At 39.2% G+C, this 18,511-nt stretch carries 21 protein-coding genes; all 21 read left to right on the top strand.

From position 1 onward, the window contains the following. Positions 1–5: 5 nt before the first annotated feature. The 21 genes from NQ556_RS08900 (at position 6) to NQ556_RS08800 (ending at position 18,451) form a co-directional block, all read left to right on the top strand. Positions 6–173, top strand: a complete 168-nt coding sequence (locus NQ556_RS08900; protein WP_008375462.1) for a hypothetical protein — start codon at positions 6–8, stop codon at positions 171–173. Positions 174–181: 8 nt separating this feature from the next. Continuing rightward, on the top strand, positions 182–511 hold the full coding sequence (locus NQ556_RS08895) for a hypothetical protein (RefSeq protein WP_008375463.1): 330 nt from the start codon (positions 182–184) through the stop codon (positions 509–511). 113 nt (positions 512–624) lie between these two features. After that, positions 625–1,005, top strand: coding sequence for a hypothetical protein (locus NQ556_RS08890; protein ID WP_044999271.1), 381 nt, complete (start codon positions 625–627; stop codon positions 1,003–1,005). Beyond that, a complete protein-coding gene (locus tag NQ556_RS08885) occupies positions 998–1,504 on the top strand; it encodes a hypothetical protein (protein WP_008375465.1) in 507 nt (168 codons plus the stop codon). The genes NQ556_RS08890 and NQ556_RS08885 overlap by 8 nt, the downstream gene beginning before the upstream one ends. After that, complete coding sequence (locus tag NQ556_RS08880) at positions 1,497–1,883, top strand: hypothetical protein (RefSeq protein ID WP_008375466.1); 387 nt, start codon at positions 1,497–1,499, stop codon at positions 1,881–1,883. The genes NQ556_RS08885 and NQ556_RS08880 overlap by 8 nt, the downstream gene beginning before the upstream one ends. A gap of 68 nt (positions 1,884–1,951) precedes the next feature. Further along, on the top strand, positions 1,952–2,377 hold the full coding sequence (locus NQ556_RS08875) for a phage tail tube protein (protein ID WP_008375467.1): 426 nt from the start codon (positions 1,952–1,954) through the stop codon (positions 2,375–2,377). Between the two features lie 69 nt (positions 2,378–2,446). Continuing rightward, entirely contained in the window at positions 2,447–2,809 is a 363-nt protein-coding gene (locus tag NQ556_RS08870) for a hypothetical protein (RefSeq protein WP_008375468.1), read from the top strand. Positions 2,810–2,856: 47 nt separating this feature from the next. Continuing rightward, positions 2,857–3,186, top strand: a complete 330-nt coding sequence (locus tag NQ556_RS08865; RefSeq protein WP_008375469.1) for a hypothetical protein — start codon at positions 2,857–2,859, stop codon at positions 3,184–3,186. Between the two features lie 7 nt (positions 3,187–3,193). Continuing rightward, on the top strand, positions 3,194–8,122 hold the full coding sequence (locus tag NQ556_RS08860; RefSeq protein ID WP_204575996.1) for a transglycosylase SLT domain-containing protein: 4,929 nt from the start codon (positions 3,194–3,196) through the stop codon (positions 8,120–8,122). A 10-nt stretch (positions 8,123–8,132) separates the two neighbouring features. Continuing rightward, positions 8,133–8,522, top strand: coding sequence for a hypothetical protein (locus NQ556_RS08855; RefSeq protein ID WP_008375474.1), 390 nt, complete (start codon positions 8,133–8,135; stop codon positions 8,520–8,522). Between the two features lie 2 nt (positions 8,523–8,524). Continuing rightward, the gene (locus NQ556_RS08850; RefSeq protein WP_204575988.1) at positions 8,525–10,756 is read left to right on the top strand and encodes a hypothetical protein; all 2,232 of its coding nucleotides are present in this window, start codon (positions 8,525–8,527) and stop codon (positions 10,754–10,756) included. Then, entirely contained in the window at positions 10,734–11,138 is a 405-nt protein-coding gene (locus NQ556_RS08845) for a hypothetical protein (RefSeq protein ID WP_008375478.1), read from the top strand. The genes NQ556_RS08850 and NQ556_RS08845 overlap by 23 nt, the downstream gene beginning before the upstream one ends. 18 nt (positions 11,139–11,156) lie before the next feature. Beyond that, positions 11,157–11,819, top strand: coding sequence for a hypothetical protein (locus NQ556_RS08840; RefSeq protein ID WP_008375480.1), 663 nt, complete (start codon positions 11,157–11,159; stop codon positions 11,817–11,819). 87 nt (positions 11,820–11,906) lie between these two features. Further along, positions 11,907–12,605, top strand: a complete 699-nt coding sequence (locus tag NQ556_RS08835; protein ID WP_204575986.1) for a DUF4376 domain-containing protein — start codon at positions 11,907–11,909, stop codon at positions 12,603–12,605. Then, the gene (locus NQ556_RS08830; RefSeq protein WP_044999276.1) at positions 12,602–13,012 is read left to right on the top strand and encodes a putative ABC transporter permease; all 411 of its coding nucleotides are present in this window, start codon (positions 12,602–12,604) and stop codon (positions 13,010–13,012) included. The genes NQ556_RS08835 and NQ556_RS08830 overlap by 4 nt, the downstream gene beginning before the upstream one ends. Before the next feature lie 416 nt (positions 13,013–13,428). Beyond that, positions 13,429–15,789, top strand: coding sequence for a hypothetical protein (locus NQ556_RS08825; protein WP_147574794.1), 2,361 nt, complete (start codon positions 13,429–13,431; stop codon positions 15,787–15,789). Between the two features lie 2 nt (positions 15,790–15,791). Further along, positions 15,792–15,941: a hypothetical protein gene (locus tag NQ556_RS08820; RefSeq protein WP_167531634.1), complete on the top strand. Its 150-nt coding sequence runs from the start codon at positions 15,792–15,794 to the stop codon at positions 15,939–15,941. 286 nt (positions 15,942–16,227) lie between these two features. Further along, positions 16,228–16,479 carry a hypothetical protein gene (locus tag NQ556_RS08815; protein WP_044999279.1) on the top strand — a complete coding sequence of 84 codons (252 nt, stop codon included), beginning with the start codon at positions 16,228–16,230 and terminating at the stop codon, positions 16,477–16,479. 124 nt (positions 16,480–16,603) lie between these two features. After that, positions 16,604–16,909, top strand: a complete 306-nt coding sequence (locus tag NQ556_RS08810) for a hypothetical protein (RefSeq protein ID WP_173825687.1) — start codon at positions 16,604–16,606, stop codon at positions 16,907–16,909. Positions 16,910–16,913: 4 nt separating this feature from the next. Then, entirely contained in the window at positions 16,914–17,207 is a 294-nt protein-coding gene (locus tag NQ556_RS08805) for a phage holin family protein (protein WP_008375495.1), read from the top strand. A gap of 53 nt (positions 17,208–17,260) precedes the next feature. Beyond that, entirely contained in the window at positions 17,261–18,451 is a 1,191-nt protein-coding gene (locus NQ556_RS08800) for a GH25 family lysozyme (RefSeq protein WP_008375497.1), read from the top strand. Positions 18,452–18,511: the final 60 nt, after the last annotated feature.

Below are 18,511 nucleotides of genomic sequence, written 5' to 3'. Positions count from 1 at the left end.
ACTTAATGTATACATTGGAAAAAGAAGATAGACAGCGTGTAACTGTCGCTTCTGAAATCCAGAAAAGCGCATTTCTTGCGTGCGGATGGAAAGAAGTTAAATCAGAAGAGAAAGTAGAGGAATCCGAACCGGAGGTTGCAAAACCAAAGGTCGGAAGACCTCCGAAGAAATAGGTGATAGTATGGATGAATTGGTAAACGAAATATACGATGAACTGTCAACAGAGCTTGGTATTTCAGATGAAACTGATTTATCCATGCTTCTTGTAAAAGTCAAAAACGCCTATAGAGAAATAAAGAAATTACGGAATTACCCGGATAGTTATACAGACGATATGGTTGATAAGGATATGGAGAAGTATTTTCCCAATATCCGCAACCTTGCAATGTATGATTACAACCAGATTGGAGCTGAGGGAGAGCTTTCCCATAGCGATAATACCGGCAGCCGAGCATGGGCGAACCGGAACACGTGTCTTGAAGGAGTTGTTGCTATATGCACACTGATTTAAGAGAGGTTAGGTGATCCGATTATCTCCCGGCAACTGGGTTAAGTTGCAAAAGAAGATTGTGCGTGACCATTTTGGTCGCAGGGGTACGCATTTACGGTGGAGGGTGGCGTATATTGAGAAATCTGAAAAGAAACACAAAGAAATTATGGTATTCAAATTACACTGAAAATGTTCCGATTCTCGATGAAAACGGGGATGAAACGGGGGATTATGACAATGGTTATAGTTCCCCGACTTTTTTTTACGCCTCTTTATCGGCAAGTAGAGGAAATGCTTATGCTGATATGTTTGGAACGAATCTGGACTACACCAGAACAGCATCTACGGTGGAGAAGCTTCCTATTAAAGAAGAGTCTATTGTATGGATATCTGAACCGACACTGAATGCAGGTGGTACAGTGGATAAGGATTCTGCTGATTATACTGTTGCCGGTATTGCAGATGGAATAAATGGACTGGTTATCGCATTGAAAGCGAGGGCGAAAAATGCCTAGATACACAGCGAAGTTATCTCCGAGCAGTTTCCGTGAACTGGCTGAAAAGGTGAGAAAGTACAGATTAAGTCTGAATGATAAATGTGATGAATTTACCAGGCAGTTAGCCGAAGAGGGTGTTGTGATTGCAAAAGCCAATATTTTGAGCGAGGACGCAATCTATACTGGTGAGTTATTGAACAGTATGAGCCTGAAACCGGGTGACATTATTTACAATGGTTCCCAATACGTCATTTATACGGCTTGCCCGTGGGCGAAATTCGTTGAGTTCGGTACTGGAATTGTTGGATCAGAAAATCCACATCCAGATACTTCAATTATTGGTTGGAAGTATGACGTAAATAATCATGGCGAAAAAGGATGGTTTTATTTCAAAAATGGAGAATGGCATTGGACAAAGGGTATGCCGTCCCGTCCGTTCATGTATAATACGGCATCAGAATTAAGGAACATAGAAACAATTACAAGGATTGCAAGGAGGGTGTTTGGAGATGATTGACGTTTCAAATAGAGTTCTGGCCAACATAAAAACCTATGTGGCAGAAACTTGTAAGAATGTATCCAATTATTCCAGTAAAAGTCCTCCGGCATTTCCGGCAGTATCGGTTGTCCAGATTGACAATCAAGATGCTTGTATGGATTTGGAAAACAGTGAGAATGCTGTGAAATCAGTAATTAAGATTCAGTGTTATTCCAATAAAAATATCACGGAATCAAGGAATATCATAAATCAATGTTGTGATGCTATGCGACAGATGGGTTACATCCGATCATACGGTCCGAAACCTGTCGATAATGCATCAGATACAAACATTTATCGCACTGTGGCAAGATTCAACCGTCTTGTATCATCAGTGAATGAAATAGAGAAATTTTAAATTTGCACCGGATACCAATCGGAGGTATTCGCTGACCGCTGGTAGTTAGCGGTAGAAAGGAAGATAATATGTCAGCTGGAATGAGCACAATTAACACTGTACTTAAAGCCGGTGCTACTGCATCAGCTCTTACACAGTTATGCAAAATCAAAAGCTATCCGCAGTTAGGTGGAGAAAGAGAAACTATTGAAACAACTGATATGGAAGATAATGCACAGACATTTGTTCCTGGCGTACAGTCAGTAAGCGCAATGCAGTTTACTTGTAACTACGATAAGGAAAAATATGCATCTATCAAAGAAACAGCCAATACAGATCAGATTTATGAGCTTGATTTTGGCGCAGATGGAAAAGACGGAAAGTTCTCTTGGAAAGGACAGCATGACGTTTTTGTAAATGAGGGTGCTGTGAATGGAGCAAGAGAAATGACTCTTTCCATTCTGCCATCTACAGAAATTTACAATAAGGATGCTGCTACTCAGTTTCCTGGGTAATATGCAGGAAAAATCAGGATAGGAAGTCGTAACAGGCTTCCTATTTTTTAGTTAAAAGGAGATACCGATATGGTTAAAGTAAAAATCAACAACAAAACATACAATGTCCAGGAATTACAGTTCGGTGACTATACACACATGGAGAGCCAGGGAATTTCTATTACCGAAGCGTTTTCGAGAGGCCAGATGACTCTTATTGCTATGGCGTTCACTTGCGTAGTTCTGAAATGTGATCGTGCCGAAGCTGAACGTGTTGTTACACAGCATATCCTCGGTGGAGGAAGTATGTTCGATATTACCGATGCATTTGCGGAGGCAGTTAAACAGTCTGATTTTTTCAAAAAGATGCTGGGAATCGAAACGGAAGAACCGAAGAAAGCCCAGAAGAAGAAAACAGGGGAAGAGAATCCGGCAGAGGAAACGGAAGAATAATTCAGTTTTCCAGTTATACGGATTATATCTATCAATACTGGTTGCCGATGGCTGCTCGCTGTGAAATTCCTTATAAAGAGTTTTGGGGCATGACTCCCAAAGCTCTTCTTATATATAAGGAAGAAAAAGACAGGGCAGAGCGTGAAAAAGCTAGGATGGCTGATATTTCCGCATGGATGGTAGGAATTTATGTTGGAAAGGCAATTGGTTGTGCATTGGACTCAAAAAGTCAGTATCCGCAAAAGAATTTTATTTTTACGGAAGAACAAGAAATGACAGAAGAAGAAATTGAGGAAAAGATAGAAGAAAATACACAGATTGCATCTGTAAATTTTGCAGCATACGCAAAAGCATTAAACGAATCAAGAGGTAGGTGAGAACAAAATGTCTGAAAACGAAATTGATAGCTTAGAGATAGTAGTTGAAGCAGAAGCGAATCGGGCGAACAGAGCTTTGTCTGGTCTGGAAAAAAGAATCAATAAAGCTGCTACGGCACTGGAAAAATTCATGGTAATGGCACAGGGCGGTATTTCTTTTAAGAATGTTGATGTAGATAAATTGTTCTCTGGCAATGCTATGGATAGTGCTGCAAGGAAACAAGGAAAGAAACTTGCCGATGAACTTATCAGCGGATTCAATCTTAATAAAGCTGGTTCAGAAGTACAAAGACAGGTTCGTGAGCTTACACAGAAGATTTCTGGTGGATTGTCTGCGAATGGTGGAAAGCCATATAGTGGATTAAGCAATGATCTTGATGCACTTGGAAAGATTACGGCAAAGAATGGTTCTGTAGCAAAATCAACTTCTGAAGAATATCAGAAATTATACAACTGGATTAAAACTACAAGTAAAATCAAGATTACGCCGGAAACAGCTAAATCTCTTGGTGATACTTACAAAAACAGAGTTCCGGTAATGAAACAGAAACTTTCTACCAAAAGTGGAATAGAGTTGGACTCTTTTTACAATGAAGCGAAAGATATGTTTCCGGGACTTCTTAAAGATGCAAACAATGTTGAGGATGAATTTTATCAGCTCAACAGTGCATTGGAAAAATTCTATGAGACAAGCAATTCTTTCTACAAACCAGAATGGATGGAAGATGCTGCGTATGAAAGCGTTATATCTGGTGTTAATGAGATTGTTGCCGGTATTAAAAAAGCAAAATCCGAATCCAGTGATTTGACTGGTTCTCTGAAAGGTGTTGCCGATACTGGAAAGTCTTTTTCTGATATCTTCGGTGCTGGAATGAATACTTCTGGTCTTGAAAGAATTGTTGAGCTTACCGGTAGTGTTCGCGGTCAGAGTGCTTCTGGTAGGGCAAATAGAAGTGATTTGAAATATCCAGCTCAGGAATTTGAGACACTTGTTGATAAATTCAAGGATTCTTCGCTTGGAGTCGATTTTTCTGGAATGGACTCTAAACAGCTTCAAAGTAAGCTTGCTGAATATGAGAGGGCTTATGAAAGAACCTGGCAGTCAATTTCAGATATTCGTGAATTAGAGGGCACAGATACTTTAGGTGGTAAAGACTGGTATAAAAAGATTATGCAGATGAACCAGTATTCCAATGCCATTGATGAAGCTACTGAGGCTCTTAAAAAATTACAGAATGTAAGTACGGCAGATGTCCCTGTTACGCATTTTGATGCGAATGATACTCATAATGATTCCGGCTCTGATGTTGCCAGAACAGAGCCTACTTCTGGAAAATTCATGGGTTATGATCCGGATGCAATGAAAGCTGTTTTTGGTGAGGGTGCTGAAAATCTTCATAACTATAACGATGTCATGAAGGAATTCGGAGGAACTGCTTTTGAAGCTTTCAATAAACTTAATGATTCTGTAGGCAGAATTGATTCTTCAAAGGTGAATACATTTGAAGAGCAGATCAAGAGATTAAAGAAGCAGTTAGCAGAGCTGGCGCAGCAAGGATTTTCACAAGACGACCCAGAGTATGACAGAGTAGCTAGAAAACTTGCAAGAGTTCAGGTTGCGAAAAAACAGTACGATCAGGAAATGCAGAAAGCTGCGAAAGCTGATTTGGGTGTTGATGAAGCACGTGCAACCGGAAATGCGATTGAAAATGCTACGAAGAAAGCAAATATATTCAAAAGAGCAGTAAGCGGAATAAAAGGTGTTGCCAATAACATAAATCCCGTAAAAAAATCATTTGATAAAGTTGGAAAATCAATTCAAAATGCGAAGAATCTTGCAAGCAAAGCGATTCATCCGTTCCGTACATTGAAAGAGCTTCTTGGCGACTCTGACGGTGGCAACAAAAGATACAGAATGTCATTTGGAAGAATGATAGGTTCGTCCATTATGTTCTCAACCATTTTTGGAGCTATCAGCCAGATAAAACAGGCAATCAAGGAAGGTTCGGACAACCTTGTACAGTATAGCTCTGAATATAACAAAAGTATTTCTGGAATGGTTTCATCCTTATTATATTTGAAAAATGCGTGGGCGGTTGCGTTTGCACCGGTTGTGAATGTAGTCGGACCGTATATAGAATCTTTCATTGATATGCTTGCCGGTGCACTGAATACAGTTGGTCAGTTTATGGCTGCGCTTACCGGAAAAGGTTTTGTTGTACAAGCTAAAAAAGCATGGAAAGATTACGGCGCTGGACTTGATACAACAAAAGATAAAGCAAATGATACTGCAAAAGCAATTAAGGATTTACAGAATTATACTCTCGGCATTGATGAATTAAATGTCATTCAGCCGGCAGATAATTCCGGCGATTCTGGTAGTGGTTCCGGCTCTGGCGGAAGCTCTAGCGGAAGTCCATCTATCTCAGATATGTTTGAAACGATAGAAGTTCCAAACTCTATGAATAAACTGGCTGATAAGTTTAAAGAAGCTATCAAAAACTCCGATTTTACCGATATCGGAAAGATGCTCGGAGATAAGCTGAGTTCTGCGATGGAGAGTATTCCGTGGAAAACGGTTTATCGTAAAGCTGATAATTTTGGAAAAGACTTGGCTACATTCCTTAATGGATTGATTTCGCCACGTCTTTTTTATGATTTAGGAGCTACAATTGCCGGTTCAATCAATACTGCGTTACATGCGTCAAATTCATTTGCAGTCAATTTTGACTGGAAAAATCTTGGAGATTCATTAGCTGCTGGTATTACCGGATTCTTTGAGACTTGGGATGCTGAGTTAAGCGCTGAAACATTCAGTCATTTTGGCGAAGGTCTTCTTGAAGCAATTACTGGTTTAATAGATGGTCTGGCAGAGGATAAAACGTGGGAGAAAATCGGACAGAAGATAGTTGATTTTATCTGTGGCATTGATTGGAAAGGTCTTGCGTGGGATTTTAAAGAGTTTTTTAAAGCTTTAAAAAAAGCACTTATTAACTTTCCGGAAGATTTTAAAACGGGAGTGCAAAAAGGACTTTTTAACGCAATCTTTGGAGATAAAATGTCTGACGAAGATATGAAAAAATCCATGGATACTTTCGATAAGATGAATGAACTGTCTAAGAAAATTAGCGAAAACCTATTCAAAACTCCTAGCCAAATGATGGGATTATCCGATGAAGATATTAAAGCCGCTGATGACGCAGCGAAAGAAAATTTTGAAGATATCGGAGATTGGTTTAAAAAAAGAAAAGAAGATATAGAGAACGCACAAGGTGATATTGCTGATTGGTTCTCAAAAAAATATCAAGATGCAAGAACTGGAACAGAAAATGCATTTCAGGACATTGGTACTTGGTATGCAGATAGAAAAACCGATGTAAAAAATGCACAGAGCGATATTGCTGATTGGTTTGGAAGAAAATATGAAGATGCACGTACACGCGTGACTGATACATTTCAGAATATCGGTGGATGGTTTGGTCAGAAGAAAACTGATATTCAAACCAATATGGATAACATTTCTGACTGGTTTAATGCGAAGTTCAAGGGCGCAAGAGGTTATGTTGCATCTGCGTTTCAGAATATCGGTTCATGGTTTGGAGATAAAAGAACAGCTATTCAGAATAACATGGGTTCTATTTCAACATGGTTTAGGGATACTTTCCGAAAAGCTTATGATGGAATCACTGGTATTTTCGATAAAATAGGTTCTTATTTTCGGGGCATTGGCGACAAAATCAAATCACCTATTCGAAATGCCTTAAATGGCGTTATTGGTGGCGTGAACTGGGTACTTGGAAAACTAGGATCTGGAAAAACATATCCGTATGTGAACTTTGCAACTGGTACTGATGGTGTAGCGCATGACACACTTGGTGTTGTCAATGACCAAACCGGAAGTACATACCGTGAGTTGGTGCAGTTTCCGAACGGGAAAACAATCATTCCTAGAGGCCGTAATGTAATGTTACCAATGCCAAAAGGAACAAAAGTACTCCCGGCAGACCAGACAAAAGCATTGATGCGGATGCAGAATATTCCTCATTTCAAGAGCGGTATCGGAGATTTCTTTGGTAATGCTTGGGCGAAGGTCAAAGATTTCACGGGAGATATTCTTGATTATGTAGAAAATCCGAGAAAGCTTATGCAAATTGCAATTGACAAATTCACGGATTTGACTGGCGCGCTTGAACCTGGATTATCTATGGCGAAAGGTGCTGTCAACTCTGTATTCGATGCGGCTGTGAATAGCATTAAAGGTCTTTTGAGCGATTTCGGTGGTACGAATGTTAAATATAATCCGTCTGCCGGAGTAGAGCAGTGGAGAAAGCTTGCTAAGAAAGCATTGAAATTGACTGGACAGTACAGTGAATCAAATCTGAATCGTCTGTTGATGCAGATGCAGTCCGAGTCAAGCGGTAATCCGAATGCTATCAACAACTGGGATAGCAATGCAAAAGCCGGTATTCCGTCAAAGGGACTTATGCAGGTGATTGATCCGACATTCCGTAGTTATGCACTTGCACCATACAACAAAAATATTTATGATCCGCTTTCCAATATGATAGCTGCTATTCGATACACGGTATCAAGATATGGTAGCTTATCACGTGGCTGGAATGGACATGGATATGCTAATGGTGGCTTCCCAATGAATGGCGAAGTCTATGTTGCCAATGAAAACGGATTCGGCTCTGAATATATTGGAAGCATTGGAAATCGTCATGTTGTAGCGAATAACAATCAGATTGTAGAGAGTGTAAGCTCTGGTGTTGAAAAGGCGAATGATGAAACAAATGCACTTTTAAGAACAGTTATTGAATATCAGAAATTGATTCTTAAAAAGGATACAAGCGTAAATATGGATGGAAAAAGAATGGATAAGCAGATATCAAAGGCGCGTAGAAATACGGGCTTTTCTTTTTCGCCAACGTAGGAGGTAGGAAATGGCAGCAAGACATATATCAAATTTTATAATTGTAAATGGCAAGCCGTTTCCTGCACCGAAGCGTTATCCCAATATGGTAGTGACTACGGCAGTAAATTCAGCCAGAAATGCAAATAACAAGGTTGTCGGTCAGAAGATTGGAAGAGACAATTATAAGATTGACAACCTGGAATGGGCGTACTTAGATGCAGAAACATGGTCAGATATGCTTAAAGAGTTCAAAAAATTTTTTGTAACAGTAAAATTTTGGGATATGGTTGAAAACAACTGGATTACATTAACTATGTATCCGGGTGACAGAACGGCAGATGTGTTTAAATACGATAAAGCCGGTAGACCAGTGGCATACATAAACTGTAAAGTCAACATTATTGATTCGGGGTGGTAGAAATGTTTCAGACTTCTAAAGAATATAAAGAATCGATGAAGCGTCCAATCCGTAATGAATCGTATATGAAGATACAGCTTGGACTCATAAATCAAGAAGCGCAACAATCAGCAGAACTGGAAAATACGGATTACACTACTTTTTCTGATCCGAAATCGCTTTTTCGGCAACATACAGTTAAGAGGTATGCAACCTACGAACAGGATATGTTTAAGGCTGATGGATCAATGTACTTTTTGCCAGAGAATGCAGATGAATATTGGCTTGATGGATATACGTGCAATGAACTATTCTCTAGTGAAATGCATATAAAATTTGATTTTGGTTGCGGAAAATCAGATATTAAAGGTCTGACAATCAAGTTTGGAGAATGCTATCCTACAAAATTTTCTGTAGTAACTGATGATGGATTGTCTATTGAATTCAAGAATAGCAAACAGATTTTTAAGACAGATACGGTATTTGATAATACTGCATATATCGAGCTAGTCATTACGGAAATGAGTGTTCCGAACAATAGAGTTAGAATTGATTATATTCAATTTGGTCTTGGTTTGGAATATGACAATGAATGGATTCTTAACGCAAGCAATAAGACAACCATTTCATCTATCAATGATGATTTACCGGAATCAGAGTTTAGTGTAACGCTCCATAATGATAATCAGATATTCAACGTAGATAATCCTGCATCAGAAATCAACTTCTTGGAAAGTGGACAGCGATTAAATGTAACAATTGGATACAAACTTGATAATGGTAGTATTGAATGGCTTCAGATGGGTTCCTTATATGTATATGAATGGAGCGCATCTGATGAAAAAGCCACTATTAGGGCGGTAGATGTCTTAAAATTCATTGACGATGACTATTACAAAGGACAGTATTATGAAAATGGCATTACGCTTTATGATTTAGCCGTTCTTGTACTTACGGATGCTAGTGTTGGAAATGATGATTATTATTTGGATACTTACTTGAAAAAAGTTATTATCCATAATCCGCTTCCAAAAGTAAAGCATAAAGAAGCACTACAGATCATAGCAAATGCCGGAAGATGTGTACTTGACTATGACCGTTACGGAAGAATCCGTATTCATTCGTTATTCCAACCGAGTATGGAAACAACATCAAATGGAACTACATATTATTCTGATATAAAAAATGTTGATATCCAGACTCAAAAATCAGATTTTGCAACCTATGAAAAAAATAGATGGTTGGCGGATGGAAAGATGCTATTTCTGCCAAAGGAAGATGTCCAGAATACCGGATATGTAAGTTCTGCTATCAGTGATGAAAACGGTCTGTTTACAGAAAATCCAGTCATCACAAGAACGCTTGAAGCAAAATATAAGGCATATGGTATTTACATTGCATTTGGCAACAAACTTCCAAAGAAATTTATTATACGGACATATGCAGATAATGTATTGAGCGATACACTGACAATTCAATCTGGAATCGCAAATGATTTTGAAATCCAATACGATTTTCCAGAATACGACAAGATGGAAATCGAATTTGTAGAAACTGAGCCGAACAGCAGAATCCATGTGGATTATATTTCAATCGGTTCGGAAACGTCTTATCGGATTGAGTACGACGATTTATATTCTACACCTGTTGGGACACAGCTTGATAGAATCAAGAACGTGAAAGTTGCTAGATATCTTTATTCAAAATCAAGTATTGAAGATGAACTTGCCACGGAAACGCTCACGTATGACGGCGAAAATGCTATTTATTATATGTCTGATGCTTGCTACGGATATACGGTGAGTATCGAAGATGGAAAGAGCGGACAATCGGCAAATGTTGTATCTTCTGGAGCGTATTATGTTGAAATTGCTGTGTCTGGTGTTGCAATTGGTGAAACGGTAAATATAACTGTAAAAGGATATAAGTATAATGTATCTACGGCATATGATGTTCAGACGGTAAACAATCGTGGTACGGATAAAGAATGGCAGAATCCTATCATTTCTGATGCAGAACATAGTAAGCAAGTTGCTACATGGCTTGCTGATTACTTTTCGTCTGGAATCGAATATGAACTGGACTACCGTGGAGAACCGGCAATTGATTGTGGTGATACGATTGGACAGGAAAATAAATATGATTCAAACTTGAAAGCAGTCGTGGAAGAAGCTCAAATTACATTTGATTCTGGATTGCTTGGCGGTGGACTTGTAACTAGGAGGAAGAACAGTGTGGCAAGAACCAAAAATTGATTGGGTTTCAACGGATAGCTTCAATTTTGAGGATTACAACCGAATAAAAAACAACATTGCTTATCTTCGCGAAATGGCATTGCCGTTTTATTCTACAGTACCATTTGAAGATATGGGAGATGATAAAAACGGCTACAATGAATTCCCGTATGCAGAAGAATTTAATCGGTTGGAAAACAATTTAGAGTTATTAAGAAATAGCACATTTATATTTAATAATGAAGAAAAAAAGACTTGGTATGCAAATGAGAAAACGCCTGATTTTGAAGACTTCAATCGGATTGAGCGTATTTGTTTAGATTATTATAAGGGATTGCAGAGATATAGACCGCGCAGATTAAGCATAACGTTAGGTATGGCAACAACAGATTTGAAAATATAAAGGTAAGAGGTGAAGAAAATGGCATATACACCATTACGCACGGATTTCAAAGATGATATTTTGGATCCATCGAATTACAAGAGAAAATACAAGCAAGTTGCAAACAATGATGGTACATTTTCCTTGCAGGATGAAACCACCTATCAACAAGTCGGTAGTGATTACGGGGCAAAAGAGGTAAATGAAGAAAGAGAAGCAATCAATAATATTTACGAAAATAAACTTGTTGCGCTTGATGATGTTGCGCTTGTTACAGAGAAAGGATTCTTCGTAGATGCACTGGCAGTTAAAGAGCTAAATAGCAAATTAAAAAATGCAGAGACAACAATAAACAATAATTTAATGAGTATAAACACATATCTCGTGACACTTAATACTTCTAACGTAAAAACGTCCGATTCATGGATTGAGTGCAATAGAATTGGGAATTTGGTGATGGTCAATGGATGCACCAAAATCACAAAAAATGTTAATGTATATGCTGGTCTTAATATTGCAAGTGGAGTACCTGCTCCGTGCTGTGATAAACAGTTTTATACTGGAGGAATAGTACAAGATAATACATATTCCAGTTGCCTTCTTTGTGTTAGTAAGAATGGTGAAATCGATCTCTATGTCAGATGGCAAAAAGCTTTAGCAGGAGATGTTTTTTATTATGAGTTCTGCTATATATGTAAATAGTCATTGTTTTACAAGAACTTCAATCAATTCGATTAAAATAATTGCTATTTAGTTCAGAATCCCTCTAAAAAGAAGAAAGGAGTAACGATGAATATACTTTTTTTAGACCAGAAAGAACCAGTTGAAGGAAAAGTAGTTAAACAAGATGATTCACATATTCTAATTGAAGGGGTAGAGAAAAACACTTCTGGGTTTCGACTACTTACAGAGAAAGGATATGTTTTTGGTAAGTATGAAGAGTTTACTACACTTTATAAAGAAGAAGAAAATGGATTTATTCTGTCTAATGACGGAAGTGTATATGTAGAACCGGAACCAATGCCAGAACCAGAACCAGAACCGGAACCGGAACCATATGAACCAACTTTGGAGGACTTGCAAGAGGCTAAAGTAGCTGAAATGAACATGGCGCAACAGGGGATTATTGCTGCAGGTGTGGATGTCGTTCTTACGGATGGAACTACAGAACATTTCACGTTGGAAGATCATGACCAGACAAGTCTTGTCGGATTACAGAGCCAGGTTGTCGCTGGAGAAGAGAACATTCCGTGGCACACATCGGACGAAAAACAGCATTGCAAATTCTATAGTAATGCGGATATGAGAAAAATTACGACAACTGCAATGAACTACGTGACCTGGCACGTAACATATTTCCGCGACCTTCGCATTTACATCCGTTCTCTGGAAAGCAAGGAAGATGTAGAAAAAGTCACTTACGGAATGGATATTCCAGAAGCATACCAGTCAGAGCCATTGAAAGCAATGATGGCTCAGAAATCATGAAGAAATTAAGACCGCTGATTCTGTTTACGATTGGCGGTCTGATTTATATATTGATTGAACTTGTTGCAAGAGGACGCACTCATTGGACGATGTTTATTGTTGGAGGGGTGGCGTTTTTCCTTATTGGTTGTATCAACGAAAAATGCCGGAAGATGCCATTGGTAAGGCAGATGTTGATCGGTGCGATTGTGATTACTGCATTGGAATTTGTATGTGGCTGTATCGTGAATTTATGGCTCGATTGGAATGTTTGGAATTACAGTAATATGCCATTCAATTTATTTGGTCAGATATGTTTACCGTTTTCAATTTTGTGGTTCTTCCTATCAGCCGTAGCAGTTGTACTTGATGATTATATAAGACATTTATTATGGGGCAAGAAAATACCGCACTACAAATTATTTTAAAGAGGATGTCTGAAATGAAAGATGTAAATGAGTAGTGGAGTAGAGGTGAAATTATGGATAATATTATAGAAGTACAATTTAACGAAATGTTGCAAAGAACACGAAGTATCTGGCAGTATGATTACGGACAGGTTCTAAAAATTCTATCGGGTGGGGTGGTACTACCAAATTTCCTAGAGGTGCATTTCTCCTTATCAAGAAATAATAAAGAGTGCATTACTCGTATAGGGACAACAGTAAATGGGGTAACCGAGGTTCAAATACCAAACGAATTATTGAACACCGAAAATAAAACACATGATTATTTTATATATGCATTTATATATGTATCTACAGAAAAATACGGAAATACGAAATGTGAAATAATTATACCAGTAAAATCCCGAATCAAACCAGAGAACCCATCAGAAGAACCATTGCCAGAGCCGAATATATTTCACGAAACGGTTGAAGCTGTTAATGCGGCAGCTGATCGGGCAAAGATGGCAGAGCAGAATGCAAAGGAAAGTGCGACAGAAGCCGGTAAGCATGCTGCTAGTGCATCGGAGAGTGCAGTTACAGCAGAAAAGACCAAGGAAGATGCCCTTAGGAAAGTCGGAGAGAAAAAGCAGGAAGCAATCGAAGCTATCCAGAATCAGGAAGAGACCTCTGTAGGCAATCTTACTACTCACACTGATGGCGAGATCCAACGGATTCAAAATCAGACTGCAGAGTCCAAGGGAGAACTTGAACAGACCATTATAAATGCTGGTGTTTCCGAGGAAGAACTGGATGAGTCTATTCAGACTGCTAGTGACACTAAGACAGCACTGGACAAGTCGGTGGAGCTGGCGAGAACTGCAAAGACAGAGCTGGATACGTCCACACAGAAAGCTGGTGAAGCCAAGACAGCTTTGGACGGATCCGCGAAGACTGCAGGTGAAATGCAGGAGACTCTGAGTGCGACTGTGAAGCAAGCGGGTGCATTGGACACTTCTCTTGGTGAGGAGATTGAAACTGGGACACAGCTCAAGACAGACCTTATAGCATCTGGCGAAAAAGCAGTCCAAGATATTCGGACAGCTGGAAGTGAACAGCTGGGTAAGATGCAGGCAGTGGCGGAAGAGTTCACAGCTGATCGGGAGCAGATTGCGACCAACAAAGAGGATATTGGTTCACTACAGGAAGATTTATCCAACAAAATTACAAAGTTCTATGCATCGAATCAGGGCGAAACTCATCTTGCCGATTCTGACAATGGCAAAATCATGGATATGATGCTGTATGGACGTAGTGAGCAGAAGCAGTATAGTGGAAAGAATCTTGCACATGGGAAAAATGAAAACTATTATATCGATAATGACACAAGTTTATGCGGATTTAATAATAATGATATTGGAATGGCTATTGATGTGAGCAATTTGACAAGCGTAACTATCAGTACAAGAAGTATTCAAGATAGATATCGTATTGGTTGTGTTGATACTGTTCCGACAAAAGAAAATGTGGTTACTTGCTACAATGAGAAACGAAAAGATGGAACAAAAGATTCATATACAATAGACACAACAGATTACAATTATTTAATTGTAAATGCAACAAAACTTGAAGATATTCAAGTAGAAAAAGGCTCAGAAGCCACTTCCTACGAACCCTACACCGGCGGTATCCCGTCCCCGAATCCAGACTACCCGCAGGAGATTAAGTCAGTGGTGAATCCGGTGGTGAAGGTGGTAGGGAAGAATGTTTATAATTTTGGAAGACATAAAGGCGACTATGCATTTCCCGGTTCAAGTGCAACAGCAAAAGTGTCAGAAAATGGAAGTATTACTATAAAGGGATCTGTGACGGACTATGCGAGTGCTAATATTGGTGAATTTTTAGTGGATTTTCCGGATGGTGAATATTACATGAACACACCAAAAAACAATAATGTTATCTTACAGACAATAGGTGGAGATGGGGCAAGCTTTCAAAGTAATACAAACGATACAATAAAATTTGTTAAAGGGAAAAAAGCAGCTTTATATGTCGTACTGTTAGTTGCTGGAACTTACAATTTAACATTTACACCTATGATTTGTAAAAAAAGGGAAGACTTATCCACGAATGATCCCTACACCGAGCAACTCGTCCAGCTCCCATACACCCTCAACGCCATCCCGGTATCCTCTGGCGGTAATGTCACAATCAATGGACAGCAGTATATTGCGGATTATGTGGATGTTGAGCGTGGAAAAGTAGTTAGAATGTGTGAAAGGAAAAAACTTAATACAAAAAACGGGGTTATTAATGAAGAATATAGATTAGTCTTTGACATTGCACCTTATAGTAGGATTGGTAATTACCAGTGCATATTTTCAGCATTTGAATGGACGGCCTGGACAACATGTACAGTGGGATCAATGGCATATATTAAAAATATACAAAAACCAAATGATGAATTATATACCGCGCAAGAATTAAAGGAGCTGAGTATTGATTTTGATGTGATTTATCAATTATTAGAGCAACAAGAAACCGACCTCACACCAGAACAGACACAGGCATTAAAAGAACTTGTAACCTATTATCCAGTAACAAACATCAGCGTCAATTCAGAGCAGTTGGACGGATATACAGTATTTAACTACCCGATTTCCATGAAAAATGGATGGGATTATGTAAAGAAGCAACTTAACGACAACCGAGATTACATCTACGACATGGACGCAAAGACACAGGATATCGACACACAGTCGGCAGAAGCCTATGTAAATTCCGAATATGCCGTGGCACTTACAGAATTGGAGGTATGATTATGTTATACAAGACACTGAAAAAATTAAAGGAAAGAAACGGTCTGACAGAAGATCTGAAAAATAAGATTGACATTTTCTTCGCCACGGGCAGGATTACTGAGGAACAGTATAATGATCTGATGGATATTGGCAATGAAGAAATTCGCTAAAGGATGCGATAAAGGCTTAATGTATACTGATTGGACGCACGAACATGAATGGAGAATAACTGAAAATGTCAGTTTGAAAAAGTATCCATTCTATATTATTGTGAAATCGAATGTATACAACGAAATATTGTTGAATGAGCCAAAAGTACAGGAAGCTATTAAACACACACGAGGAATTATAGTTTTTGAAAATGAGGTATCGAAAAACATCGAACTCTCCTGAAAATATCTTAACCATTACATTATCTGATACAATCAAAATAAAAATATCAGAGAGGTAATGAAAATGGAGAAATGTGAATTTTGTAGCAGAAAGGTACTCTTTGGCAAAAAGGATATGAGCAATCTGTTGGGCGCACGTCCGGTGGTACTTGCTAAAGGAGATCCGGTAAAACGGTTGGAATTGTGGCTGTTCGGTGGTGAAGTTGATGAACAAAGTGTACTACACATTGGTGTATCGGATTACGGCGGCGAAGAAAACATGATGGAAATGAATATACCGATTAACTACTGTCCGAGATGTGGCAAGAAATTATAACAGAATAACAGACAAAAGGCAGACTCTTCGGAGCTGTCTTTTTTAATGGAGAAAATATGGATATCAGAGCGAGACCGAGAGGTCTTATTTTTGTACGCAAAATTAAGAAAGAGAGACAGATGCAGTGAAAGAATTTTTGATGCAGACATATACGCTGATTCTTCCTATTGTGCTAGGTTATATCATCTGGCTGTTGAAGAACCAGAAGCATTACAGAGATGCAAACAGCAAGGGAACGATGATTCTCTTGAAAGTAAAATTGTTTGAGTACCATGATAAATATATGGAACTTGGTTCTATCCCACCTTACGCATTTGAAAATTTTTGTGATATGTACGAATCGTATCACGAATTAGGCGGGAACGGAACTGGAACAAAGATGTATGAAGAGATTAAAGACCTTCATCTAAACAAGAAAAAAGGAGATTGATATTATGGAACAGATTATGAATTATGTGAAACCAGAACTGGTTGTAGTCGCAATTGCACTATATTTTGTTGGAATCGGTCTGAAAAATACCGAAAAGGTTGCAGACAAGTATATTCCGGCAATACTCGGTGTTGTTGGAATTACTATCTGCGGTATCTACGTGGTAGCAACTTGCGATCTTAAAGGTACACAAAATATTGCAATGGCTATTTTTACGGCAATTGTACAGGGAATTTTAGTGGCTGGACTTAGTAATTATGTGAACCAGTTGATTAAGCAGATGAATAAGGACGAATAGACAGACGAAGCTATTTGTTGACCGCCAAAAGTTAGCGGTAGAAAGGAAATGTTATGGCATTAAACGGAATTGATATTGCAAGTTATCAGACAGGAATTGACCTCAGTGTAGTACCGTGCGATTTTGTGATCGTAAAGGCAACAGAGGGAACAGGCTACGTGAACCCGGATTTCACAAGAGCTTATGCACAGGCTAAGAACGCCGGAAAGTGTCTCGGTATCTACCATTATGCGACTGGTGGAGATTACCAGAAAGAAGCGGATTACTTCCTTGATAGGATTGGAAAACGTGTAGGTGAAGCAATTCTCTGCCTTGATTGGGAGGGAACAGGCAACCCGGCGTTCGGTAGCTCAGATTTTGCATGGTGCAAGAGCTGGCTTGACTATGTATACCAGAAAACAGGCGTAAGACCTCTTCTGTACTGTTCACAGTCTGTAGCCTATAAATTCGCTAATATCGGCAATTGCGGACTCTGGATTGCACAGTACGCAGACATGAACGCCACAGGCTATCAGGATAAGCCGTGGAATGAGGGAGCTTATACTTGTGCTATCCGGCAGTATAGCTCTTGTGGTAGATTGAATGGATGGGGCGGTAATCTCGATCTGGATAAATTCTATGGCGACAAGGACGCATGGAACAAATACGCCGGAAAAGGAAACACAACCAAGCCGGCAGAAACACCAAAACCGACAGTGAATACTCCGAGCGGATCCACGCTCGATCTGGTTGTTGGAGTCATGCAAGGAAAATACGGGGCTGGCGACAACCGCAAGAACGCCCTTGGAACACGGTATAACGAAGTCCAGAGCTTCATCGACCATATCTATTCTGCATCAGTAGATACACTGGTGAACGAAGTGAAAGCTGGTAAATATGGTAACGGTGACACAAGAAAGGTTGTTCTCGGTAGTCGTTACACAGAAGTACAGAACAAGATCAATGCTGCATCTGCCAGAAAATCAAATGAGCAGATCGCACAGGAAGTTCTTGCCGGTAAATGGGGCAACGGAAACGACAGAAAGAATCGTCTTTCAGCTGCCGGATATGACTACAATACAATTCAGAATATTGTGAATGGTAAATCCGGTGCTTCATCCGCACAGTATTACACTGTCCAGTCTGGAGATACGCTTTCCGGTATTGCAGCTAAATACGGCACGTCCTACCAGAAGGTTGCGCAGCTGAATGGATTGTCTAATCCGAATATGATCTATGCCGGACAGCGGTTAAGAGTAAAATAATTTTAACTTTCCCCAGTAGAAATACTGGGGATTTTTGTTTATAGAGATGTTTTCATTGAA

It is taken from the genome of Coprococcus comes ATCC 27758 (genome assembly GCF_025149785.1).
Lineage (GTDB): Bacteria > Bacillota > Clostridia > Lachnospirales > Lachnospiraceae > Allocoprococcus > Allocoprococcus comes.
This window is presented reverse-complemented; position numbering and strand designations above follow the sequence as displayed.